At 71.4% G+C, this 23,368-nt stretch carries 19 protein-coding genes and 1 tRNA gene; 11 read left to right on the top strand and 9 right to left on the bottom strand.

The features are described 5' to 3' along the window. Positions 1-68 precede the first annotated feature (68 nt). Positions 69-3,824 carry an NACHT domain-containing protein gene (locus tag DC008_RS06450; protein WP_108706103.1) on the top strand — a complete coding sequence of 1,252 codons (3,756 nt, stop codon included), beginning with the start codon at positions 69-71 and terminating at the stop codon, positions 3,822-3,824. Between the two features lie 45 nt (positions 3,825-3,869). Here DC008_RS06450 and DC008_RS06445 read toward each other — a convergent pair. Continuing rightward, a tRNA-Leu gene (locus tag DC008_RS06445) sits at positions 3,870-3,955 on the bottom strand. A gap of 188 nt (positions 3,956-4,143) precedes the next feature. Between DC008_RS06445 and DC008_RS06440 the strand changes: the two genes are divergently transcribed. The 3 genes from DC008_RS06440 (at position 4,144) to DC008_RS35670 (ending at position 6,799) form a co-directional block, all read left to right on the top strand. Beyond that, positions 4,144-5,469 carry a M20/M25/M40 family metallo-hydrolase gene (locus DC008_RS06440; protein WP_108706102.1) on the top strand — a complete coding sequence of 442 codons (1,326 nt, stop codon included), beginning with the start codon at positions 4,144-4,146 and terminating at the stop codon, positions 5,467-5,469. Positions 5,470-5,620: 151 nt separating this feature from the next. Continuing rightward, the gene (gene chpH, locus DC008_RS06435) at positions 5,621-5,854 is read left to right on the top strand and encodes a chaplin ChpH (RefSeq protein WP_055622847.1); all 234 of its coding nucleotides are present in this window, start codon (positions 5,621-5,623) and stop codon (positions 5,852-5,854) included. 144 nt (positions 5,855-5,998) lie between these two features. Further along, on the top strand, positions 5,999-6,799 hold the full coding sequence (locus tag DC008_RS35670; protein WP_208645816.1) for a chaplin: 801 nt from the start codon (positions 5,999-6,001) through the stop codon (positions 6,797-6,799). A gap of 140 nt (positions 6,800-6,939) precedes the next feature. Here the strand turns inward: DC008_RS35670 and DC008_RS06420 are convergent, their stop codons facing one another. Beyond that, complete coding sequence (locus DC008_RS06420; RefSeq protein WP_005485166.1) at positions 6,940-7,128, bottom strand: DUF5703 family protein; 189 nt, start codon at positions 7,126-7,128, stop codon at positions 6,940-6,942. Between the two features lie 47 nt (positions 7,129-7,175). Here DC008_RS06420 and DC008_RS06415 point away from each other — a divergent pair, with 47 nt between their 5' ends. Further along, positions 7,176-7,871, top strand: a complete 696-nt coding sequence (locus tag DC008_RS06415; RefSeq protein ID WP_108706101.1) for a hypothetical protein — start codon at positions 7,176-7,178, stop codon at positions 7,869-7,871. A gap of 90 nt (positions 7,872-7,961) precedes the next feature. On the opposite strand, the gene DC008_RS06410 is transcribed toward DC008_RS06415, so the two are convergent. Both DC008_RS06410 and DC008_RS06405 read right to left on the bottom strand, forming a co-directional pair. Then, complete coding sequence (locus DC008_RS06410) at positions 7,962-10,136, bottom strand: helix-hairpin-helix domain-containing protein (protein ID WP_108706100.1); 2,175 nt, start codon at positions 10,134-10,136, stop codon at positions 7,962-7,964. Beyond that, positions 10,133-11,116 (bottom strand): aldo/keto reductase, encoded by a 984-nt coding sequence (locus DC008_RS06405; RefSeq protein WP_055622851.1) that lies wholly within the window; start codon positions 11,114-11,116, stop codon positions 10,133-10,135. Before DC008_RS06405 ends, DC008_RS06410 begins: the two co-directional genes overlap by 4 nt. 175 nt (positions 11,117-11,291) lie before the next feature. On the opposite strand from DC008_RS06405, the gene DC008_RS06400 reads away from it, so the two are divergent. Beyond that, the gene (locus tag DC008_RS06400) at positions 11,292-12,347 is read left to right on the top strand and encodes an LLM class F420-dependent oxidoreductase (RefSeq protein WP_108706099.1); all 1,056 of its coding nucleotides are present in this window, start codon (positions 11,292-11,294) and stop codon (positions 12,345-12,347) included. A gap of 236 nt (positions 12,348-12,583) precedes the next feature. Next, entirely contained in the window at positions 12,584-13,372 is a 789-nt protein-coding gene (locus DC008_RS06395; RefSeq protein WP_108706098.1) for a ferritin-like domain-containing protein, read from the top strand. A 3-nt stretch (positions 13,373-13,375) separates the two neighbouring features. Here the strand turns inward: DC008_RS06395 and corA are convergent, their stop codons facing one another. Then, positions 13,376-14,377, bottom strand: coding sequence for a magnesium/cobalt transporter CorA (gene corA / locus DC008_RS06390; RefSeq protein WP_108706097.1), 1,002 nt, complete (start codon positions 14,375-14,377; stop codon positions 13,376-13,378). 62 nt (positions 14,378-14,439) lie between these two features. Here corA and DC008_RS06385 point away from each other — a divergent pair, with 62 nt between their 5' ends. The 4 genes from DC008_RS06385 (at position 14,440) to mshC (ending at position 17,942) form a co-directional block, all read left to right on the top strand. After that, positions 14,440-15,126, top strand: a complete 687-nt coding sequence (locus DC008_RS06385) for a histidine phosphatase family protein (protein ID WP_108706096.1) — start codon at positions 14,440-14,442, stop codon at positions 15,124-15,126. Positions 15,127-15,225: 99 nt separating this feature from the next. Next, the gene (locus DC008_RS06380; RefSeq protein ID WP_108706095.1) at positions 15,226-15,816 is read left to right on the top strand and encodes a DUF3090 domain-containing protein; all 591 of its coding nucleotides are present in this window, start codon (positions 15,226-15,228) and stop codon (positions 15,814-15,816) included. Further along, complete coding sequence (locus tag DC008_RS06375; protein WP_108706094.1) at positions 15,780-16,598, top strand: SCO1664 family protein; 819 nt, start codon at positions 15,780-15,782, stop codon at positions 16,596-16,598. The genes DC008_RS06380 and DC008_RS06375 overlap by 37 nt, the downstream gene beginning before the upstream one ends. A gap of 114 nt (positions 16,599-16,712) precedes the next feature. After that, positions 16,713-17,942 carry a cysteine--1-D-myo-inosityl 2-amino-2-deoxy-alpha-D-glucopyranoside ligase gene (mshC, locus tag DC008_RS06370; RefSeq protein WP_108706093.1) on the top strand — a complete coding sequence of 410 codons (1,230 nt, stop codon included), beginning with the start codon at positions 16,713-16,715 and terminating at the stop codon, positions 17,940-17,942. Positions 17,943-18,011: 69 nt separating this feature from the next. Here the strand turns inward: mshC and DC008_RS06365 are convergent, their stop codons facing one another. From DC008_RS06365 to glpK, 4 genes are all read right to left on the bottom strand, one after another. Next, the gene (locus DC008_RS06365) at positions 18,012-19,028 is read right to left on the bottom strand and encodes a PAC2 family protein (protein WP_055622859.1); all 1,017 of its coding nucleotides are present in this window, start codon (positions 19,026-19,028) and stop codon (positions 18,012-18,014) included. Between the two features lie 142 nt (positions 19,029-19,170). After that, positions 19,171-19,842, bottom strand: coding sequence for a FadR/GntR family transcriptional regulator (locus DC008_RS06360; RefSeq protein WP_108706092.1), 672 nt, complete (start codon positions 19,840-19,842; stop codon positions 19,171-19,173). A 233-nt stretch (positions 19,843-20,075) separates the two neighbouring features. Next, a complete protein-coding gene (locus tag DC008_RS06355; protein WP_108706091.1) occupies positions 20,076-21,692 on the bottom strand; it encodes a glycerol-3-phosphate dehydrogenase/oxidase in 1,617 nt (538 codons plus the stop codon). A 48-nt stretch (positions 21,693-21,740) separates the two neighbouring features. Continuing rightward, positions 21,741-23,282 (bottom strand): glycerol kinase GlpK, encoded by a 1,542-nt coding sequence (glpK, locus tag DC008_RS06350; protein ID WP_055622862.1) that lies wholly within the window; start codon positions 23,280-23,282, stop codon positions 21,741-21,743. Positions 23,283-23,368: the final 86 nt, after the last annotated feature.

The following is a 23,368-nucleotide window of genomic DNA, read 5'->3' as shown; positions in this document are numbered from 1 at the left end:
AAGGCTCCCCTTACGCCTCGTGGCGGCGGGAAGGGACATCGCCCGCCGCATGGACCAGGGAGCACCACGTGTCCCGCAGTGACCTGATGGCCGCCTTCTGGCGTCCGCTGAAGAGGATGGTCGAGGACCACGACGTCAACCGGAAGCTTCTGGCTCGACGGCTGGGCATCGGCGCGTCAGGCCTGTCCGAGCTGCTCAACGGGAAACGGGCCAATGCTCCGGACTGGGTCACGATCAGAACGATCGTGACCGAATGCGGTGAGGGTACCCAACTCGACTACTGGCGCAGACGGCTGACGGACCTGCAGGCGGAATTGGACTTCGTCGCCGCCCAGGTGAACAGGGCGCCACGCACGGACCCGACGCCACCGTCCGGGGATCCGGACCGATCGTCCATATGCTCGGTCTGCGCGGACGAGTACGAGGACAATCGCTTTCGCGCACACATTCGGGAACTCTCCGGCGATGGCTGGCCGTCGGGCTCGTACCGTGCTGCCGCACGCGTGCTGACCGGTCGGCACCCTGTACTGCGCCGGGACGCGGACATCCTCTTCGATCACGAGCTGGACTCGGCGGCTGGACGGGACGCCTTTCGCGCGTGGCTCGAGGACCTCGCTCGGCGTCTGTTGGCCGGTCTTGGCGCCAGAGTGCGCTGCGCCTGCCACCTTCACCGTGTCGTGCTGCTGAGCGCCGCCCACACCGTCGTGCTGCTGGAGGGCGTGGTACACGGCCTGGCGTTCGACCTCGGACAGGGCGACGAACAGTACAGCGATACGACAGCATTGTCAGAGCTGTTCGACGCCATCTTCGGCGACGGGGCCATCGCTGGGCCGCTACCTGTGGCCAGCGTCCTTTACAGCGACCACCACGGACAAGTACTGGACGGCTACACGGAGTTCGCCTCCCAGTGGGCGCCCGAAGCCACGCCGGAACAGGTCCGTCAAGCCGCCGCGAGAGCCACCGCCCTGTATGAGGGCAGACTGGCCGAACTGGCGGCCGAGTGTCCGGAGCTCTTCGTCTGGGCCGGCATGCAGGACGGGCCTGCGGCCGCAGCGGCCCTGAATGCCTGTCCGACCGGAGAAACACGCGAACGCCTGGAGTCCCTCTACCGGGACTTGCATACCCAGCACGACGGTCTCGATGGCCTTGAGACGCTCCTCCGGGCCTTGTCGCGCGACATGGTGCCGGGCGATTGGCCCGCGCGGTTGTCGGCGATCTACCGCCATGACCTCCGCCGTCCGATCTCGCCCATCGAGGGGATGGGGGACGACGCCCCCCGGCCCAGGATCCCCATGCTGGGCAAGGGCTACGTCAACCCGGCCTTCCGCACCACGGTTCAAGCGCCGGGAGCCATGCCTCACGTCAACGCGTGGTGGAGCACCCGCCCGTTGCGCGAAGAGATCCAGGGCTTTCTCGCCGGCCATCTGACGGCATTCCCCACGGTCAACCGCCCCCTCATCGTGCTGGGCGATCCAGGAGCCGGCAAATCACTGCTCACCCGGCTTCTCGCCGCCCGGCTGCCGCCCGAGGACTACCTTCCCCTGAGGATCGAACTGCGCAACGTCGCAGCTGACGCCGGAGTCTTGGAACAGATCGACGAGGCGCTGCGGCAGGCCACTCTCAAGGACGTCAGCTGGGACACTGTGGTCGAATCATCCCCAGGCGTGCTGCCCGTACTGATCTTCGATGGGTTCGACGAGTTGCTCCAGGCCGGCGGCGCCGATCACTGGGGCTATTTGGACGCCATCGCGGAGTTCCAGCAGGCGTCTGCGGAGAACGGCCGTCCGGTGGCCGCGATCGTCACCAGTCGCACTGTCGTGGCCGACCAGGCGCACTTCCCGGACGGCGGCGTCATCATCCGGCTGGAGCCCTTCGACAGCGCCCGCATCGCCCGTTGGACGGACACATGGAACGCGATCAACTCAAGCTACTTCCGCCGCCACGGACTGACACCGCTCGGCCCCGACATCGGCTATTCCCTGCACCCGGACCTCGCTACTCAACCGCTGCTGCTGCTCATGCTCGCCCTCTATCACAGCGTCGAACACACGGCGGGCATCCAGCCGGCCGACCCCACCACCATGAGCCGGGTCGATCTCTACGAGCGCCTCCTGCGCCTCTTCGTGCGACGCCAGATCATCAAACTGGAGCCCCGGCTCCGCCCGGAAGCCCTCGAAGAGCGGATCGAGAACGAACTCGACCTGCTGTCCGTCGTGGCGGTCGCCATGTTCAACCGCGGCCGCCAGGGGGTCAGCGCTGCTGAGGTCCGGTACGACCTGGAGTTCCTGAGAGCTCCCGACAGTCGAGCCGCCTGCCCGGAGGCCAAGCTGCTCTTCGGTCGGTTCTTCTTCATCCACGAGGCCAAAGCCACCTTCGAGGACGGGACCGACCGGCGCTGGTACGAGTTCTTGCACGCCACGTTCGGCGAGCACATGGTCGCTCGGAAGATCGCCCGCACTCTGCTCCGCTGCCCCGACCAGGGCCCGTACGAAGGTCTGCTCTTCGACCTGCTGTCCTATGCGCCGCTGACCGACCGAGCACAGATCATCGAGAATCTGCGCGATCTTCTGCCTTCCTGGGACACGGTCCGCCCCCTCTATCAGTTCTCTCTGGACGAACGGCGCCCCGACAGCCGCAGCGGCTACACCCCGAAAGCCGCCCGCGTCACCTACCGACACGCCTGCTACAGCGCAAACCTGCTCCTGCTAGCCCTGGCGCCCGGAGAGATCATCCTCTTCTCCGAGCTCCTGGCCGCCGGTACGGACCCGGCGACGCGCTGGAACGAGCACGCCCTGCTGTGGAAATCTCAGCTCCAGCCGGAAGCCTGGGACGCCTTCGCGCGCGCCGTGGGCAGCGTGCCCCAGCAAGCAGCCTCCGGTACTGGCGAAGAGGTCCGTGACATCGCCCTGTGCCTCGGTCGGCACGAAATGCCCCCCACTGCGAGCCGGGCGGCCTGGGTGCTGGAGTCCTCGTCAGGGCCGCAAGGGCGGACACGACTGGATCGGGACGAGGTCCTACCTCCGCAGGAACGGCTCGACGCCCTACGACGCGCGCGCCTCCTGTACGACCGGGACGTGGAGACCTCGCTCGAGCCGGCGCTCGCGGTATTCGAGGAACTGGACGACCTCATCGGGACCTGTGTCGTCGATTCCTTCGGCCGTGCCACGTCCTCCGCGTATGCGTTGATCTCCCTGCTGCTGTGCCCGCCCGCGCCCGCCCGCGACCTCATGGCGCGCTATGAGGCATGTCTGAGCTCCCTCGACGCCCTGAGCCCCTCGACCAGGCGACGCGTCGTCACGCTGATCGCCCAGAGGCTGTCGGGGGAGAGTGAGCTGCTTCCCGTCGACTTCGTCAGCGACACGGTGTGGACGCTGGTCGACGCAGACGTCCTCAATAGGTACGGCGACCGGGACGACCGCACCCGCTTGTGCCTGCTCGTCGTCGCCTGCCGGGTGCTCGCCAGGGTCGCGGACGAGCAGTTGGCGGTGATCGTCGTTACGCTGCTGGGGCTGACGTCCAGACATTTCGCCGACGACCTGAGCATCGCCCTTGAGGGCGACGAGCGGGTGCGCGGCGTCACCGGCATGAGCCGGGTGCTGACGCTCCTCCTACGTCGTATCGAAACGGATACGGAGTTGGCGGACCGCGAGTCGGCGCACCTGTGGCTGCTCAAACTCGCCATGGCACTCGATCAACGGGAGTGGTGCGAGAAGCACTGCGCGGAGCGGCTTGAGGTGATGGACAAGGCCACCCCCGAACCGGCCCAACCGATCGGAGCGCACCTGGAGCCGGCGAGATGGCGTCCCGCCCCTTTGGACGTGTGACAGGAAACGACGAACAGCCCCTCACCAGGAGGGGCTGTTCGATCTGTGTCCGAGGGGGACTTGAACCCCCACGCCCGATAAAGGGCACTAGCACCTCAAGCTAGCGCGTCTGCCATTCCGCCACCCGGACAAGGTGTCTGTCGCGCGGGTCTCCCTCGCGGCGACAGAGAAAACACTACCAGGCTTTCGAGGGGTCCCCGATCACCCCCCGGGGCGGCGTGAACGGCGTGTGACGAGGCGCGGCCGGTCTTGGGCCGCGCCCGGCGGAGAGGGAGGATGAGGGGGACCCACCAGCAGTGACACCGCGGGAGGAAGCAGCGTGAGCGAGACGGACACGACCAGGAACGTCACCGGCGAGGACGAGGTCGTGGACCTCTGCCGCGAGCTGATCCGCATCGACACCAGCAACTACGGCGACCACTCCGGCCCCGGCGAGCGCGCGGCGGCCGAGTACGTCGCCGAGAAGCTCGCCGAGGTGGGTCTGGAACCGAAGATCTTCGAGTCGCACCCGGGACGCGCCTCCACCGTGGCGCGCATCGAGGGCGAGGACCCGTCCCGGCCCGCCCTGCTCATCCACGGACACACCGACGTCGTACCGGCCAACGCCGACGACTGGACGCACCACCCGTTCTCCGGCGAGATCGCCGACGGCTGTGTCTGGGGGCGCGGCGCCGTCGACATGAAGGACATGGACGCGATGACCCTGGCGGTCGTCCGCGACCGGCTGCGCAGCGGCCGCAAGCCCCCGCGGGACATCGTCCTCGCGTTCCTCGCCGACGAGGAGGCGGGCGGCACCTACGGCGCCCGGTTCCTCGTCGACGAGCACCCCGACCTCTTCGAGGGCGTCACGGAGGCCATCAGCGAGGTCGGCGGCTTCTCGTTCACGGTGAGCGAGGAGCGGCGGCTCTATCTGATCCAGACGGCCGAGAAGGGCATGCACTGGATGAAGCTGACCGTGGCCGGCACCGCCGGGCACGGCTCGATGATCCACCGGGACAACGCGATCACCGAGCTGTCGGAGGCCGTCGCCCGCCTCGGCCGCCACAAGTTCCCCGTCCGCGTCACCAAGACCACCCGCGCCTTCCTCGACGAGCTCGGCGACGCGCTCGGCACCGAGCTCGACCCGGAGGACATGGAGGGCACCCTCGCCCGGCTCGGCGGCATCGCGAAGCTCATCGGCGCCACTCTCAGCAACACGGCCAACCCGACCCAGCTGAACGCCGGTTACAAGGTCAACGTCATCCCCGGCGAGGCCACCGCCCATGTCGACGGCCGCTTCCTGCCCGGGCACGAGGAGGAGTTCCTGGCCGACCTCGACCGGATCCTCGGCCCGAACGTGCGCCGCGAGGACGTGCACGCCGACAAGGCCGTCGAGACCGGCTTCGACGGCGCCCTCGTGGCCGCGATGCAGTCCGCGCTGGTCGCGGAGGACCCGGCGGCCAAGGCCATCCCGTACATGCTCTCCGGCGGCACCGACGCCAAGTCCTTCGACGACCTCGGCATCCGCGGCTTCGGCTTCGCCCCGCTGAAGCTCCCCCCGGAGCTGGACTTCGCCGGCATGTTCCACGGCGTCGACGAGCGCGTCCCGGTCGACGGCCTGCGGTTCGGCGTGCGCGTGCTCGACCGGTTCATCGACGCCTCGTAGAGGCCTCGCGGGACGGCCCTTAATTCGTCCAGGCGTACAGCCTGTGATCTCAACGGGTGAACACGCTCATAGGGTCGTAGCTCTATTCACCGCTCCTCGTTACAGGTGATGCGATCAGCAAGTGAGATCGCATTGCCAACAAGGAGGAACAATGATCAAGAAGGTCGTCGCTGCTGCGGCTGCCACCGGTGGGCTGGTTCTCGCGGGCGCGGGCCTGGCCGTTGCCGACTCCGGTGCCCAGGGTGCCGCCGTGCACTCCCCGGGCATCCTGTCCGGCAACGTCGTTCAGGCTCCGATTCACGTCCCCGTGAACGTCTGCGGCAACACGGTCTCCGTGATCGGGCTGCTGAACCCCGCCTTCGGCAACACCTGCATCAACAAGTGACGTTGTGTCTCGCCCTGTGACCAGGGCTGAGCCGTCGGCCCCGGAGCGCGTGCCATGCGCTCCGGGGCCGACCGGTCTCATCGGTGCGTCGGCCGATCTCCCGACGTGTCCTCTCGGAACAAGGTCGAAGGCAGGTATTCAGCAATGCGACAGGTCACCCGCAAGGGCCTGATGACCGTGGCGGCGGCGACCGGGGTCATCGCGGCCGCGGGCGGCGCCGCGCACGCCACCGGCTCGGGTGCGCACGGCTCCACGTCCCACTCGCCCGGCGTGCTGTCGGGCAACACGGTGCAGGCGCCGGTGCACGTGCCGGTCAACGTCTGCGGCAACACCGTCGACGTGGTGGGCATCCTCAACCCCGCGATGGGCAACAGCTGCGCCAACCAGGGCGGCTCCGGTGCCGAGGCCGACGGGCACGCCAGTGACTCGCCGGGCATCGGCTCCGGCAACCACGTCCAGGCGCCGGTGCACGTACCGGTCAACGTCTGCGGCAACACGGTGGACGTCATCGGCATCGGCAACGCGGCCGAGGGCAACGACTGCGCCAACGGCGGCGGCCACCAGAACCCGCCCGGTTCGCCCGAGGAGCCGGGCAACCCCGGGAACCCGGGAACTCCGGGCAACCCCGGGAACCCTGGTGAGCCCGGCAACCCTGGCAACCCTGGCAATCCCGGTGAGCCGGGGAACCCGGGTGAGCCCGGCAACCCGGGAGAGCCGGGTAACCCCGGCGAGCCCGGCAACCCCGGTACGCCCGAGGAGCCGAACACCCCGGGCGGCGGCTCGCACGGCAACCAGCCGGGCGCCCACTTCGTCACCCAGCCCCAGGGCGACGCCGAGCTCGCCGCCACCGGCAGCGACCTCCCGATGGGCCTCGTCCTGCCCGTCGGCGCCGGCGCGCTGCTCGCGGGCGCGGTCCTGTACCGCAAGGCCCGGCAGTCGGCTTGAGGCCCAAGGTCCAGGTCCAGGATTGAGAGAGTGCGAACACAGCGGGCCCCGTCCATGCGGGGCCCGCTTCGATTTTCCGTCTTGTCGGATCCGTCTGGTCTGGATCGTCTTGACTTGATCCGTCTTTTCTGTGATTCAGGTCACCAGGTGGCCCGCACCTGGCGAATGATCCGGCGACGCAGCCGCACCCTGCGGCTGCCGTCGCGCAGCAGACTCAGGCGGTCCAACTCCCAGTGTCCGTACTCGGCATGGTCCGTCAGCAGTCGTGTGGCGTCCTTGCGGGAGACCCCGCGCGGCACGTACACGTCGACAAATTCGTATTCCGGCATCGCATCTATTGTGCGGGCTGGGGCCCGGTACGGATAGCGTCTGCACTATGTCTGATGCTGTGCAGCCCACCGCTGCCGAGGTACGCGCCGCCGCCGAGGCTGTCAAGACCGCGCTCGACCGCCACCTGGCGGCCGTCGAACGCCGGTCGGGTGAGGACGACCCGGCCGTCTACGAGGCGTTCAACGAACTGGCCGCCGCCGCCGAGGTCTACGACGAGCTGCTCTACGACCGTTACGACGAGGTCACCCCGTTCGAGATCCCCGGCGCCGAGGACGCGCTTCCCCCGTACACGGGCCCCGAGGAGCCGAGCGCGGTGAGCGTGCTGATCCGGCGCGACTACTCCGTGGTGGAGCCACAGCGGCTGCGGGCCCAGGCCGAGCGGATCGAGGCGGCGGACTTCGAGGACGGCGCGGACACGGAGGCCTCGGGCACCGTGCACGGAGCGCTGGGGGTGCTGTTCGGCGAGTTCGAACCGGACGAGATCGCCTCCCGGCACAAGGAGTTCGGCCTGGAGGAGGGCGACTCGACGCTCTGGGTGACCGCCTCGGACGAGCAGGCCGACCCCGGCGAGTGGCTGGAGGCGCCCTTCGACGGCGCCGACCCGCAGCGCGTGATCTGCCGTTTCGACGTGAGCACCGTCTTCGACGACGACCTGGACGACGTCGATGTCGACGACGACGATGACGAGGTCGAAGCGGTCGAGGACGACGAGGTCGAGCCCTTGGACGCGGACCGGCGCTGAGGTACACCCCGCGATACCCCGCGACACCCCGCACAGACGACGGCGGCCACGGAGACACTCTCCGTGGCCGCCGTCGTCGTGGGCGGACCGTCAGGCCGGCGTCGGCACCTGCGGCTGCAGCAGTGCCGGCAGCCGGGTCGTGCGCGGCTTCGCCGGGATCTCGGCGACGGCCTGGGGCAGGGCCTGCTCCGCGCCGTGGACGACGGACAGATGCCGGTCGGCGCGGCTGAAGGCCGTGTAGACCCAGGGGCGGCTCAGCGCCTGGGTGGCGTCACCGGGCAGGACGACGACCGCCGCCGGCCACCGGCCCCCCGCGGCCTGGTGCGCGGTGAGCGCCCAGCCGTGCCGCACGGACCGCTCCACCCGCTCCTTCGGTACGACGACGTCCTCGCCCGCGCAGGTCAGGCGCAGTCCCTCGGCGTCGGCCCCGACCACCCGCCCCGGCACCGTACGGCCCGGCGCGGGGGAGTAGGCGACGCGGTCCCCGGGGTCGAAGCCGCCGAAGCGGCCCGGACCGGGGTTGAGCCGCGCCTTCAGGGCGGCGTTGAGCGCGCGGGTACCGGCCGCGCCGCCGTGCCCCGGCGTGATCACCTGGGTCTCCTCGGACGGGACGCCGAACGCCCGCGGCACCGAGTCCGCGACAAGCTGCACCGTGCGGTGCACGGCCTCGCCCGCGTCCCGGACCGGCACGATGACGACCTCCTTGCCGGGGGCCTCCACCTGGTTCAGCTCGCCGATGCCGATGCCCGACACCAGCTCGCCCAGCGGGCCGGGGTCCGGCCGCCGCGAGGCGAGCTGCGGGCAGACACGCGCCGCCAGCAGATCGGCGAACACCCGGCCAGGGCCCGCCGACCACAGCACTCCGGGGTCCCCGGCCAGAACCAGCCGGGCCCCGTCGGGCAGCGACTCGGTCAGCAGGGCCGCGGTCTCGACATCGAGCAGCGGCGCGTCCAGCACGATCAGCAGATCGAGGTCGAGGGCGCCGTCCGCGTCCCGGCCGGGACCCTCCACGCCGGAGAGCAGCCTGGCGACGGTCGCCACGGTCCGCCCGGCCTCGCCCTCCGCTGCCTCGCCCTCCACCGCCCCGCGCGCCAGGGCCGCGAAGCGGTCCCGCCCGACCGGGGTGTGCGCGGCCGCCCAGGCCCGCAGCCCGAGCGAATCCGCCGCCCGCAGCAGAGCCGCCGGCTCGGCCAGCGACGCCTCCCCACCGGTGTGCAGGACGAGGCCGTGCGCGGCGACCGCGCGGATCAGCTCGGCGGCGGAGCCCGCACCGGACGCCGCGCGCTCCCACTCCTCGGCCGCACCGTCCTGCTTGGGCACGGAGTTGATCAGCCGGGCCAGTCCGTCGGCGAGGCTCTCCTCGGCGAGGGCGTACCGCTCCAGGCCGACGAGGACGCGGACGGGCCGCTCCTCCTCCCCGTCCTCGCCCGTCTCCCCGCTCGTCACGGCGGGGGCACCGGGCTCGTCCAGGGCGTCCTGGAAGGCCAGCGCGTCGCCCTCGGCCAGCGTGTCCTGCACGGCCGCGTCCGGGTCGGGCACGCCCTGCCGGGCCAGCGCGGCCGTCAGCGCGGGCAGCTCCAGCGCCGTGTGCCCGGCGAGCGCCGCCTGCTCCAGCAGCCAGCCGGTGACAGCCCGCCCGCGCCGCTCGTCGTCCGGCGCGCACTCGGCGCCGAGCAGCGCCCGCGCGAACCCGTCCGCCTGCTCGGGCCGTACGCCCGCGACCCGCAGCAGCTGCCACGGGTCCTCCCGCAGCGCCTGCTCGGCCGTCTCTCCGAGGGCAGCCGCCACCTGCGGGGCCAGCCCTTCCGGGGCGCCGCCCTCGGCCAGCACGCCCCGCACCGCCTCGACGCTCTCCGGCGCGGGCCCCGCGGGCGCCGCCGGCTCGGCCACGGGCTCGGGCCGGCGCACCGGCTCGGGTGCGGGGCGGCGCGGCGGCTCCGGCTCGCTGAACACGGTGGCCGCCGGCTTGGCGCCGCTCTCCACGGCCCGTACCGCGGCCAGCAGGTCCGCGGCCTTTCCGCTGAGCTTGGCCCCGGCGGCCACGGGCCCCTGCTTCTCGGCCTTGCGCCGCTCGATCCGCTCGCGCTCCAGGCGCTGGGCGGCGAGCTCGGCCTCGGCCTCCGACAGCTTCTTCGCCTCGGCGTCGTCGGCCGTGTCCGCCGCGGGCGCGGTGCCCTCCGCCTCTGCGGCGCCGACCGGCTCGTCGCCGGTCGCCGGCGTCCCCGGCTCGGCGTCCTCCGTGGTCTCGGGCGGCTCCGTGCTCACAGCGTGCTCCAGTCGTGATCGGGATAGCGGTGCACGGGCGCGGAGACGTCGTCGAGCGCCCGGCAGATCTCGTCAGGAAGACTAAGGTCCTCCACTGACAACGCGGCCGTGAGCTGCTGCGCGGTGCGCGCGCCTATCACGGGCGCGGTCACCCCGGGCCGGTCCCGGACCCAGGCCAGGGCGACCTGGAGCGGGGACACCGCGAGCCCGTCGGCGGCCGTCTGCACGGCGTCCACGATGCGGCTCGCCGTGTCGTCGAGGTACGGGGCGACGAACGGCGCCAGATGCTCGGAGCCGCCGCGGGAGTCCGGCGGTGTGCCGTTGCGGTACTTGCCGGTCAGCACGCCACGGCCCAGCGGCGACGACGGCAGCAGCCCCACGCCCAGGTCGAGCGCGGCGGGCAGCACCTCGCGCTCCACGCCCCGCTGCAGCAGCGAGTACTCCAGCTGTGTGCTCGCCAGCCGGGTCCGGGTGCCCGGCGCCGCGAGCTGCCAGGTGGCCGCCTTGGCGAGCTGCCAGCCGCAGAAGTTGGAGACGCCGACATACCGGGCGCGGCCGGTGGACACCGCCAGGTCGAGCGCGTGCAGCGTCTCGTCGAGCGGGGTGTGCGGGTCGTAGGCGTGGATGTGCCAGATGTCGACGTACTCGGTGCCGAGGCGGGCCAGCGAGGCGTCCAGCGCGGAGAGCAGATGGCCGCGGGAGCCGTCGAACCGGCGGTCGGGGTCGGGCACGCTGCCGGCCTTCGTCGAGATGACCAGGTCCCGGCGCGGGACCAGCCCCTCCATGAGCCGGCCCAGCAGATACTCCGCCTCCCCGTCGCCGTACACGTCGGCCGTGTCCACGAGGGTGCCGCCGGCCTCCCAGAAGGTCTTCAGGAGGTCCGCGGCGTCGTGCTCGTCGGTGTCCCTTCCCCAGGTGAGGGTGCCGAGCCCGATGCGGGACACGCGCAGGCCGGTGCGGCCGAGATGCCTCTGCTCCATGAACGCCGAGATTACTGGCCAGAACCTGACCTGTGGGGGCCTGTGGATGACCAGTTTCGGCGAGGTGCGGGCCGCCGGCCGGGCGACGCCCGCCACACCGCCCTCCCCGTGACCGGCCCCCCGCGCTAAGGTCTGGCCCACACAGGACGTTACTGATCGGTAAGAGGAGTCGGCCATGCAGCTCGGGATCAACCTCGGCTACTGGGGTGCCGGAATGGACGCGGACAATCTCGCCGTCGCGCAGGAGGCCGACCGGCTCGGGTACGCCGTGTGCTGGGCCGCCGAGGCGTACGGCTCGGACGCGGCCACCGTGCTCAGCTGGGTCGCCGCCCGGACCGAGCGCATCGACGTCGGCTCCGCGATCTTCCAGATCCCGGCCCGCCAGCCCGCGATGACCGCCATGACCGCCGCGACCCTGGACTCCCTGTCCGGCGGCCGCTTCCGGCTCGGCCTCGGCGTCTCCGGCCCCCAGGTCTCCGAGGGCTGGTACGGCGTCAAATTCGACAAGCCGCTGGCCCGCACCCGTGAGTACGTCGAGATCGTCCGCAAGGCGATGACCCGCGAGCGCCTCTCCTTCGAGGGCGAGCACTGGACCCTGCCCCTCCCCGGCGGCCCGGGCAAGCCCCTCAAGCTCACCGTGCACCCGCAGCGCGAGCACATCCCGCTGTACATCGCCGCGATCGGCCCGAAGAACCTCGAGCAGACCGGTGAGATCGCCGACGGCGCCCTGCTGATCTTCCCGTCCGCCGACCACCTGGAGGACACCGCCGTCAAGCACATCCGTGCGGGCCGCGAGAAGGCGGGCAAGACCCTCGAGGGCTTCGACATCTGCCCGACCGTCCCGCTCGCCGTGGGCGACGACAAGGACGTGGCCACCCTCGCCGACACCTTCCGTCCCTACACGGCGCTGTACGTCGGCGGCATGGGCAGCCGCAAGCAGAACTTCTACAACCAGCTCGCCCAGCGGATGGGCTACGAGCGGGAGGCCGCCGAGATCCAGGACAAGTACCTGTCCGGCGACAAGCAGGGCGCGGCCGCCGCGATCCCGCACCACCTGATCGACCAGACCACCCTGCTCGGCTCGGTCGACCGGATCGCCGACCGCATGAAGGCCTACGCGGCCGCCGGGGTCACCACCCTCACCCTCGCCCCGGCCGGCTTCACCCTCGACGAGCGGCTGGCCTCGCTGCGCGCCGGCGTCGAGGCCCTGGAGCTCGCCGGCCTCGCCTGACCCCCGGGGGCCGGTCCCCGGACATTCCTACGGCCGTGGTGGGGGCTCGGGGGTCTTCCCCGCCACGGCCGTCATCCGGAACAACGGGCGCGCACCCCGGGTGGTTACGCCCCCGGAGCCACCCGCGCGTCATTCATTCGGCCCAGTTGTCCGACACAGCTGTTGCAGCACCACTCTCGCCGCATTTGACTCGTTCTTTGCGGAGTCCTGCGGCGTCCTGAGAGAGGTGCCCCACGATGCTTTCGGCCAAGAGTCTGTTCCAGGAGATCCTCGACAACGACGAGTCGTTCCGGCTGTTCTGCTCCATCGCGGCCAGCGGCGAGACCCAGGGCGGCTGGGAGAACGCGCGCATCGCCGCGCTCGTCCCCCCGAGCGAGCGCGCCCTCGCCCCCAAGATCACGCGGCACGGCGCCGACGAGGACAAGCACGGGCGGATCTTCAACGCCCTGCTGAAGAAGCGCGGCCTCGAACCGGTGCCCGTCCCGCCCGAGACCGACTACACGATGCTGCTGGAGCGGCACGGCATCGGCCTCGCCCACGACAAGCTCAAGAGCGACCAGCCGCTCACCGTGCAGGACATCGTCACCTACCTCGCGCACAGCAGGGTCACCGAGCAGCGCGCCTCCGAGCAGATGGAACTGCTGCGCAAGCACTTCGCCGACCACCCCGACATCGGCCGCGCGGTCCGGATGATCTCGGGCGACGAGGACAACCACCTCGCCTACTGCCACGAGGAACTGCTGCGCTACGCCGCCCAGGGACACGGCCGGGCCATCCAGCGCACCCTGCGCGAGTGCGCCCTCGCCGAGATCCGGATCTACCGGGACGTCAGCCTCGCGGTCATGGACCACATGGGCCGCATCCTGGGCTGGTCCCGCCCCAAGGCCGCCGTGCTCGCCGCGGGCATCCACGCGGTGTACGCCTGGGAACGGCTCGCGGGCTGGCGGCGCATGGTGTCGCTGACGATGCCGCAACGCCGCGACGCGCTCGGCGGACCGGCCACCTCGGCACCCGAGTTCGCCTGACCGCTACAGCCAGCCCCGGCGTTTGAACGTCCGGTACAGCGCGACCTCCAGGGCGGCCATGACCGCGAGCAGGACCGGGTACGACCACCGCCAGGTCAGCTCGGGCATGTGCTCGAAGTTCATGCCGTAGATCCCCGCGAGCAGCGTGGGGAGCGCGGCCATGGCCGCCCACGAGGAGATCTTGCGCATGTCGTCGTTCTGCCGCACCCCCGTCTGCGCCAGATGCGCCGACAGGACGTCCGAGACCAGCCGGTCAAGGCCCTCCACGGACTCGTTCACCCGTGTGAGGTGGTCGCTGACGTCCCGGAAGAACGGCTGCGCCTCGTCGCGCACGAACGGCACCTCCGTGGCGCCCGGCCCGGTCCGGGCGAGCCGGGCCAGGGGCTGCGCCAGCGGGCCCGTCGCCCTGCGGAACTCCAGGACCTGCCGTTTGAAGGCGTAGATGCGCGAGGCCGTGTTCCGCGAGCCGCTCGTCTCGGGCGAGAACACCTCCGCCTCCAGCTCCTCCAGGTCGACGCCCAGCTCCACGGCGACCTCGAGATAGTGGTCGACCACGGCGTCGGCGACCGCGTACAACACCGCCGTCGGGCCGTGCCGCAGCATGTCCGGCTCCCGCTCCAGACGCTCGCGGACCGCCCCGAGCGGGGCCTCGTCGCCGTGCCGGACCGTCACCACGAAGGAGTCGCCGATGAACAGCATCACCTCACCCGCGGTGACCACATCGCTCTTCGGTTCGTAGGCGACCGGCTTGAGGACCACGAACAGCGAGTCGTCGTACACCTCCATCTTCGGCCGCTGGTGAGCCTTCAGCGCGTCCTCCACGGCCAGCGGATGCAGCCCGAACTCCTCGGCGACCTTGTCGAACTCGTCCTCGGCCGGCTCGTGCAGGCCGATCCACACGAACGCGTCGTCCCGCAGGCGGCACATGTCGAGGGCGTCGGAGAAGTCCCGAGGGGGCCCCTCCGCACGACGCCCGTCACGGTAGATGGCGCAGTCGACGATCACAGAGTGTGTTCTCCCGTCATCCGGTCCCGGGTGCGTCCACCCGTATGCCTACGCTGGACGGCATGCCCACGCTGATCCTGGTCCGCCACGGACGTTCCACCGCCAACACCGAAGGGGTGCTCGCCGGCTGGACGCCCGGCGTCGCCCTCGACGAGCGCGGGGCCGCGCAGGCCGCCGCGCTGCCCGGCCGGCTCGCCGCCCTGCCGATCGCCGAGATCGTCACCAGCCCGCTGCAGCGCTGCCAGGAGACGATCCGCCCGCTCCTGGACGCCCGCCCCGGCCTCACCGCGCACACCGAGGAACGCATCGGCGAGTGCCACTACGGCGACTGGTCCGGCCGCAAGCTCGCCGACCTCAAGGACGAGCCGCTGATGGACGTCGTCCAGGCGCACCCCTCCGCGGCCGCGTTCCCCGGCGGCGAGTCGATGCGGGCCATGCAGACCCGCGCCGCCGAGGCCGTTCGCGAATGGAACGCGCGCGTGGAGCGCGACCACGGCGCCGACGCCGTCTATGTCATGTGCTCGCACGGCGACATCATCAAGTCGCTCGTCGCGGACGCACTCGGTCTTCATCTCGACCTCTTCCAGAGGATCTCCGTTGAACCGTGTTCCATCACCGCGATCCGTTACACCCGTCTGAGGCCGTTCCTCGTGCGCCTCGGGGACACCGGCGACTTCGCGTCCCTCGCCCCCCGCGAGGAACCGGCGGCCGGTGACGCCGCCGTCGGAGGCGGCGCGGGCGCACCGTGATCGTCCGGCGCAGTAGGGTGAAGCGGTCGAAGCAGCGCCCCCCGCACCACCCGTGACTTCCACGAACCGCCGTACTCACGACCCCCATGGAGACAGGACGTGTCCCGTCAGGTGTTCCTCTACGACCCCCCGGACCGTTTCGTGGCCGGCACGGTCGGACTGCCCGGACGCCGTACGTTCTTCCTCCAGGCCACCGCAGGCCCCCGGGTGACCAGCGTGGCCCTGGAGAAGACGCAGGTCGCCGCCCTCGCCGAGCGCATGGATGAACTGCTCGACGAGGTCGTACGGCGCAGCGGGGGCAGCGCGGCCGTCCCCGCCGTGGCCCCCAGCGAGATCGCCGACACCGATCCGCTGGAGACCCCCGTCGAGGAGGAGTTCCGCGTCGGCACCATGGCCCTGGCCTGGGACGGCGAGGAACAGCGCATGATCGTCGAGGCGCAGGCCCTGGTGGAGCTCGACGCCGAGACCGATGAGGACCTCGCCGAGGCCGAGGAGCGGCTCCTCCAGGACGAGGAGAACGGCCCCCCGATGCTGCGGGTCCGGCTCACCGGCGCCCAGGCGAGGGCCTTCGCCAAACGCGCCCTCGACGTCGTCAACGCCGGGCGGCCGCCGTGCCCGCTGTGCAGCCTCCCGCTCGACCCGGAAGGACACGTATGTCCGCGCCAGAACGGATACCGCCGCGGAGCGTGACCCCCGTGGACCTGCTCACCGAGGGTGAGCTGACGGTGCGCGGCCGCATCCGCGAGGCGTCCAACGCCGCGCTGCTGTGCACCGTCGCCCTCGACGGCCGTGAGGCGTCCTGCGTGTACAAGCCGGTCGCCGGCGAGCGGCCCCTGTGGGACTTCCCCGACGGCACCCTCGCCCAGCGGGAGGTCGCCGCGTACGAGGTCTCCGAGGCGACCGGCTGGGGGCTCGTACCGCCCACCGTGCTCCGCGACGGCCCGTACGGCGAGGGCATGGTCCAGCTGTGGATCGACGTGGCACCCGAGGCAGAGCTCCTCGCCCTGGTGGACGGGGAGGAGCCCGAGCCGGGCTGGAAGGCGATCGGCTTCGCCGAGGTCGGCGAGGGCCGCACCGCCCTCCTCGTGCACGCCGACGACGAACGGCTGCGGCGGCTCGCCGTCCTCGACGCCGTGATCAACAACGCCGACCGCAAGGGCGGGCATCTGCTGCCCACCGCGGACGGCCGGCTCCACGGCATCGACCACGGCGTCACCTTCAACGTCGAGAACAAGCTGAGGACCCTGCTGTGGGGCTGGGCGGGGGAGCCGTTCACCGACGACGCCCTGCGGGTCCTGCGCACCCTGGACGAGGGGCTCGGGGAGGGCGGCCCGCTCGCGGCGCGCCTCGCACAGCTGATCACCCCCGCCGAGTTGGACGCCACCCGCGCGCGGGTCACCGATCTTCTGACCACCGGCGTCCACCCGCAGCCCGGCGGCGACTGGCCCGCCATCCCCTGGCCTCCCGTGTAGCCCCCCGGCCGGGCGGTCGGCAGCACACCGGTCGCCCACTCGCAAGAACGCCTTACCGGCCATCCGGGCCGGTCCGGTTCGTATACGGAACATCCGTCCGGTTAGGCTCATGACATGCATGCCTGGCCCGCTTCTGAGGTCCCCGCCCTGCCTGGTCAGGGCCGCGACCTGAGGATCCACGACACCGCGACCGGCGGCCTCGTCACCCTCGACCCCGGTCCCGTCGCCCGTATCTACGTCTGCGGCATCACCCCGTACGACGCCACCCACCTGGGGCACGCGGCGACCTACAACGCGTTCGACCTCGTGCAGCGCGTGTGGCTCGACACCAAGCGCCAGGTCCACTACGTCCAGAACGTCACCGACGTCGACGATCCGCTCCTGGAGCGGGCCGAGCGCGACAACGTCGACTGGGTTGCCCTCGCCGAGAAGGAGACCGCCCTCTTCCGCGAGGACATGACGGCCCTGCGGATGCTGCCGCCGCGCCACTACATCGGCGCCGTCGAGGCCATACCCGGGATCGTCCCGCTGGTCGAACGCCTCCGCGAGGCCGGCGCCGCCTACGAGCTCGACGGCGACATCTACTTCTCCGTCGAGTCCGACCCGCACTTCGGCGAGGTCTCCAACCTGGACGCCGCCGCCATGCGGCTGCTGTCCGCCGAGCGCGGCGGCGACCCGGACCGCCCGGGCAAGAAGAACCCCCTCGACCCGATGCTGTGGATGGCCGCCCGCCCGGGCGAGCCCAGCTGGGACGGCGGCTCGCTCGGGCGGGGCCGCCCCGGCTGGCACATCGAGTGCGTCGCCATCGCCCTCGACCACCTCGGCATGGGCTTCGACGTCCAGGGCGGCGGCTCCGACCTCGCCTTCCCGCACCACGAGATGGGCGCCTCCCACGCCCAGGTGCTGACCGGCGAGTTCCCCATGGCCAAGGCGTACGTCCACGCCGGCATGGTCGCCCTGCACGGCGAGAAGATGTCCAAGTCCAAGGGCAACCTCGTCTTCGTGTCCCAGCTGCGCCGTGACGGCGTCGACCCGGCCGCCATCCGGCTCGCCCTGCTGGCCCACCACTACCGGGCCGACTGGGAGTACACCGACGACGTGCTCCGGGACGCCGTCGCCCGCCTCGACCGCTGGCGCGCCGCCGTGTCCCGGCCCGACGGACCGCCCGCCGAGGCGCTGGTCGAGGAGATCCGCGACGCCCTCGCGAACGACCTGGACGCGCCCACCGCGCTCGCCGCCGTCGACCGCTGGGCCGCCGCACAGCAGGAGCACGGCGGAACGGACATCGGGGCTCCCGGCGTCGTCTCCCGCGCCGTGGACGCGCTCCTGGGCGTCGCCCTGTAGCCGGGCAGAACACGAAGAAGGAGGGCGGTGCGCACCGGCGCACCGCCCTCCTTCGTCCACCCGTGGACCTCAGTCCTCCGACGACTCGTCGTCGGCGTCCGTGTCCGTACTGTCCTTCCCGCCCGGCCGCGGCGGCTTCGGCGGACGGGTGCGGCCACCGGGGCCACCGGGGCCCTCACGGCGGAACGGCGGTCCCGACGGGCCGTCCTGGCCGTCGGTGGCGTGCCCGCCGGCCGTCGGCCCGCCACCGTCCCGGCGGCGCAGATAGCGCTCGAACTCGCGGGCGATCGCCTCGCCCGACGCCTCCGGCAGCTCCGCGGTGTCCCGGGCCTCCTCCAGCGACTGCACATACTCGGCGACCTCGCTGTCCTCCGCGGCCAGCTGGTCCACGCCGACCTGCCAGGCGCGCGCGTCCTCGGGCAGCTCGCCCAGCGGGATGCGCACGTCGATCAGGTCCTCGAGCCGGTTCAGCAGCGCCAGCGTCGCCTTCGGGTTCGGCGGCTGCGACACGTAGTGCGGCACCGCCGCCCACAGCGACACCGCCGGCACCCCGGCGTGCGTACAGGCCTCCTGGAGGATGCCCACGATGCCCGTGGGGCCCTCGTACTTGGTCTCCTCCAGATCCATCCGGCGCGCCAGATCCGGGTCGGAGGTGGTCCCGCTGATCGGGACCGGACGGGTGTGCGGAGTGTCACCGAGCAGGGCGCCCAGGATGACCACCAGCTCCACGCCCAGCTCGTGCGCGAAGCCGAGCAGCTCGTTGCAGAACGAGCGCCAGCGCATGGACGGTTCGATCCCGCGTACCAGCACCAGGTCGCGCGGCTTGTCACCGCCGACGCGGACCACCGAGAGCCGGGTCGTCGGCCACGTGATCTTGCGCACTCCGGCGTCCATCCACACCGTGGGCCGGTTCACCTGGAAGTCGTAGTAGTCCTCGGCGTCCAGCGCCGCGAACACCTCGCCCTTCCACTCCCTGTCCAGATGCGCGACCGCGGTGGAGGCGGCGTCGCCGGCATCGTTCCAGCCCTCGAACGCGGCCACCATGACCGGGTCGATCAGCTCGGGAACCCCCTCGAGCTCGATCACCCAGCGCCTCCTTCCGACGTGCCCTCGCCTGACGAACCAACCTTACGGCGTGCGGCGGGGGCGCCCGCAGCCCCCTCGTACGGGGGATGCGGGATCACTGCCCCGATCCCCACCCGGGAACACCCCCGGCAGAGATCCGACGTCACAGCGTCGAACGCAGCCACTGCTCCACGCTCGCGATGTGCACGGTCGCCCACGACCGCGCCGCCTCCGCGTCCCGGTCCCGCAGCGCCGCGAGGATCGCCCGGTGCTCGTGCAGGGTCCGGGCGACCGCGTCCTCCTGGGTGAGCCCCCGCCAGATCCGGGCCCGCGTCGTCGGCCCCGACAGTCCGTCCACCAGCGAGCAGAGCACCGAGTTGCCCGACGCCCGCACGATGCCCCGGTGGAACTCCAGGTCGCTCGCGACGAGTTCCTCCACCGACGGGGCGTCACCGAGCCGGTCCAGCTCACCGGCCAGCCCGTCGAGCTGCTGCTCGCTGATCCGGGCCGCCGCCATCGCCGTGGCCGCCGGCTCCAGGATGCGGCGCACCGCCAGGAACTCCAGCACGGTGTCGTCGCGGTGGAAGTCGACGACGAAGCTCAGCGCCTCCAGCAGCAACTGCGGGTCCAGGCTGGTCACATACGTCCCGTCGCCCTGCCGGACGTCCAGGATGCGGATCAGCGACAGCGCCCGCACCGCCTCCCGCAGCGAGTTGCGGGACAGTCCCAGCGCGGCCGCGAGTTCGCTCTCCTTCGGCAGCCGGTCCCCGGGGCGCAGCGCGCCGGAGACGATCATCGCCTTGATCTTCTCGATCGCCTCGTCGGTGACCGCCATGGCCGCCCTCCCCCTCGTCCGCCCCACGAGACCTCCGATGTCTCGGCCCACATTATGTACGGGGTCCGGGCAGCGCGAAGGGGCGGCTCCATCGGCGAGGAGCCGCCCCTCCGGTCGTGGCCGGCCCCGGTGCGGAAGGGGCCGCCCTCACACGGTCCGGCGTGGTCAGGGGAGTGGCCGGACCCGACGCGGCGGACTGCTCATCCGGCGAAAACCGCCCGCCGCGCGCGAGGTCACTTCTTGTCGAGCAGGTCCTGCACCTTCGCGCGGACGTCGTCCGTGGCCAGGCCCCGGATCGTCAGCGTCGTCCGGCGGCGCAGCACGTCGTCCGCCGTCTCCGCCCACTCGTTGTCCCGGGCGTAGACGACCTGCGCCCAGATCTCCGGGGCGTCCGGGTGGACACGCTCGCCCAGCTCCGGGTTCTCGTTGGCGATGCGGGCGATGTCGAAGGCCAGCGAACCGTAGTGCGTGGCCAGGTGCCGGGCGGTGTCGGCCGCCATCCGGGGGCCCGGCGCCGGACGGTCGGTCAGCAGCCGGTGCGCGACCGCGCGCGGGTTCGCGATACCGGGCAGCGGCAGCTTCTTCGGCAGCGCGGAGACCGGCTCGAAGTCGTCGCCCAGCGGGGCGCCCGGCAGCGACTCCAGCTTCTTCATGATGGTCCGGCCGATGTGCCGGAACGTCGTCCACTTGCCGCCCGCCACGGACAGCATGCCGCCGCGTCCCTCGGTCACGACCGTCTCGCGCTTGGCCTTCGCCGTGTCACCGGGGCCGCCCGGCAGCACCCGCAGACCCGCGAAGGCGTACGTGATCAGATCGCGGTCCAGCTGCTGGTCGCGGACGGAGAACGCGGCCTCGTCGAGTATCTGGGCCGTGTCCTTCTCGGTGACCGCGACGTCCGCCGGGTCGCCCTCGTACATCTCGTCGGTGGTTCCCAACAGCAGCATGTCCTCCCACGGCAGGGCGAACGTGATGCGGTACTTGTCGATCGGGGTGGCCAGCGCCGCCTTCCAGGGCGAGGTCCGCTTCAGGACCAGGTGCGCGCCCTTCGACAGACGGATCGACGGGGCCGCGTTCGGGTCCTCCATCTTGCGCAGGTGGTCGACCCAGGGGCCGGTCGCGTTCAGCACGAGCCGGGCGTTCACCCCGAACTCGTCGCCGGACAGACGGTCCCGCAGATCGGCGCCGGTCACCCGGCCCTGCGTGAAGCGCAGTCCGGTGACCTCGGCGTGGTTCAGCACGACGGCACCGGACTCGACGGCCGCGCGGACCGTCATCAGCGCCATGCGGGCGTCGTTCATCTGGTCGTCGCCGTACACGGCCACGGCCTTCAGGTTCTCGGTGCGCAGCTCCGGCACGTCCTGCGCCGCCTTGGCGGGGGACAGGAGGTGGCCGACGCCGTCACCGAAGGCGGAGAGCGCGGAGTAGGCGAAGACGCCCGCCCCGAGCTTCGCGGCGCCGTGCGGCCCGCCCTTGTACACGGGGAGGTAGAAGGTCAGCGGGTTCGCCAGGTGGGGGGCCACCTGGCGGGAGACCGCACGGCGCTCGAAGTGGTTCTCCGCCACCAGCTTCACCGCGCCGGTCTGCAGGTAGCGCAGACCGCCGTGGAGAAGCTTGGAGGAGGCGGAGGAGGTGGCGCCGGCGAAGTCGCCGGCGTCGACCAGGGCCACCCTGAGGCCGGACTGCGCGGCGTGCCAGGCGGTGGAGATGCCCAGGATGCCGCCGCCGATCACGAGGAGGTCGTACGACGCCTTGGAGAGCTGCTCCCGGGTCTCGGCGCGGCTCGGGTGGGAGCCGGAGGCCGGGTGCGTACCGAGGGCAGGCACGGACTGCAGGGTGGTCTGACTGGTCATGTCGGGTTATTGCTCCTCATCAGAGTTCGAGGGCCGGCGAGCAGCGGGTCAGCTCTCGTCGTCCTCGATCCAGCCCATGGTCCGCTCGACGGCCTTGAGCCAGTTCTTGTACTCACGGTCGCGGGTCTCCGCGTCCATGCGGGGGGTCCACTCGGCGGCCCGGCGCCAGTTGGCGCGCAGGTCGTCGGTGCTGTTCCAGAAGCCGACGGCGAGACCGGCGGCGTAGGCGGCGCCGAGGCAGGTCGTCTCGGCGACCATCGGGCGCACCACGGGCGCGTCCAGGACGTCCGCGAGCTGCTGCATCAGCAGGTTGTTCGCGGTCATGCCGCCGTCGACCTTGAGGGTCACCAGCTCGACGCCGGAGTCCTTGACCATGGCGTCCGCGATCTCCCGCGTCTGCCAGGCGGTGGCCTCCAGGACGGCACGCGCGAGGTGCGCCTTGGTGACGTACCGGGTCAGGCCGGCGATCACACCGCGGGCGTCGGAGCGCCAGTGCGGGGCGAACAGACCGGAGAAGGCCGGTACGAAGTAGGCGCCGCCGTTGTCCTCGACGGAGAGCGCGAGCGTCTCGATCTCGGCGGCGGTGGAGATCAGGCCCATCTGGTCGCGCATCCACTGCACCAGCGAACCGGTGACGGCGATCGAGCCCTCCAGGGCGTACACCGTGTCCTGCTCACCGATCTTGTAGCCGACGGTGGTCAGCAGACCGGCGTAGGAGTTGATGATCTTGTCGCCGGTGTTCATCACCATGAAGGTGCCGGTGCCGTACGTCGACTTGGTCTCGCCCTCGGCGAAACAGGTCTGGCCGAACAGGGCCGCCTGCTGGTCGCCGAGCGCGGAGGCCACCGGGATGCCGCCGAGCAGGTCGCCCAGCTTGCCGCCGGTGATCTCGCCGTAGACCTCGGCGGAGGACCGGATCTCGGGCAGGATCTGCAGCGGCACGCCGATCGACTCGGCGATCTTCTCGTCCCACTCCATGGTGTGCAGGTTCATCAGCATGGTGCGGGAGGCGTTGGTGACGTCGGTGACGTGCTTGCCGCCGTCGACACCGCCGGTCAGGTTCCAGATGACCCAGGTGTCCATGGTGCCGAAGAGGATGTCGCCGGCCTCGGCGCGCTCCTTGAGGCCCTCGACGTTGTCCAGCAGCCAGCGGGCCTTCGGACCGGCGAAGTAGGAGGCGAGGGGCAGACCGGTCTCGCGGCGGAAGCGGTCCTGCCCGACGTTGCGGCCGAGCTCACGGCACAGGGCGTCGGTGCGGGTGTCCTGCCAGACGATGGCGTTGTGGACGGGCTCACCGGTGTTCTTGTCCCACAGCACGGTGGTCTCGCGCTGGTTGGTGATGCCGATGGCCTTGATGTCGTCCCGGGTGATGCCGGCCTTCTCGATGGCTCCGGCGACGACCTCCTGGACGTTGGTCCAGATCTCCGTGGCGTCGTGCTCGACCCAGCCCGGCTTCGGGAAGATCTGCTCGTGCTCCTTCTGGTCGACGGAGACGATGCGGCCGTCGCGGTCGAAGACGATGCAGCGGGAGGAGGTCGTGCCCTGGTCGATCGCGGCGATGAAGGGGCCGGCGGTGTGGGCGTCGGTCACAGTTAGCTCCTGGAAGTTCCGTGGTTATGGGGCTTTACGTACGGCGTGCGCCGAGAGTTTCGGTGCGTCTCACCCGGACGGGTGAA

The organism is Streptomyces nigra (genome assembly GCF_003074055.1).
Classification (GTDB): domain Bacteria; phylum Actinomycetota; class Actinomycetes; order Streptomycetales; family Streptomycetaceae; genus Streptomyces; species Streptomyces nigra.
The sequence above is the reverse complement of the archived record's forward strand: the minus strand, read 5'-3'. Positions and strand labels throughout refer to the sequence as shown.

Coding starts and splice junctions, on each gene's coding strand:
- mshC (WP_108706093.1), top strand. CDS start 16,713: ATGCATGCCTGGCCCGCTTCTGAGGTCCCCGCCCTGCCTGGTCAGGGC.
- DC008_RS06360 (WP_108706092.1), bottom strand. CDS start 19,842: ATGGCGGTCACCGACGAGGCGATCGAGAAGATCAAGGCGATGATCGTC.
- DC008_RS06395 (WP_108706098.1), top strand. CDS start 12,584: ATGCTTTCGGCCAAGAGTCTGTTCCAGGAGATCCTCGACAACGACGAG.
- DC008_RS06385 (WP_108706096.1), top strand. CDS start 14,440: ATGCCCACGCTGATCCTGGTCCGCCACGGACGTTCCACCGCCAACACC.
- DC008_RS06400 (WP_108706099.1), top strand. CDS start 11,292: ATGCAGCTCGGGATCAACCTCGGCTACTGGGGTGCCGGAATGGACGCG.
- DC008_RS06415 (WP_108706101.1), top strand. CDS start 7,176: ATGTCTGATGCTGTGCAGCCCACCGCTGCCGAGGTACGCGCCGCCGCC.
- DC008_RS06375 (WP_108706094.1), top strand. CDS start 15,780: ATGTCCGCGCCAGAACGGATACCGCCGCGGAGCGTGACCCCCGTGGAC.
- DC008_RS06420 (WP_005485166.1), bottom strand. CDS start 7,128: ATGCCGGAATACGAATTTGTCGACGTGTACGTGCCGCGCGGGGTCTCC.
- DC008_RS35670 (WP_208645816.1), top strand. CDS start 5,999: ATGCGACAGGTCACCCGCAAGGGCCTGATGACCGTGGCGGCGGCGACC.
- DC008_RS06355 (WP_108706091.1), bottom strand. CDS start 21,692: ATGACCAGTCAGACCACCCTGCAGTCCGTGCCTGCCCTCGGTACGCAC.
- DC008_RS06405 (WP_055622851.1), bottom strand. CDS start 11,116: ATGGAGCAGAGGCATCTCGGCCGCACCGGCCTGCGCGTGTCCCGCATC.
- chpH (WP_055622847.1), top strand. CDS start 5,621: ATGATCAAGAAGGTCGTCGCTGCTGCGGCTGCCACCGGTGGGCTGGTT.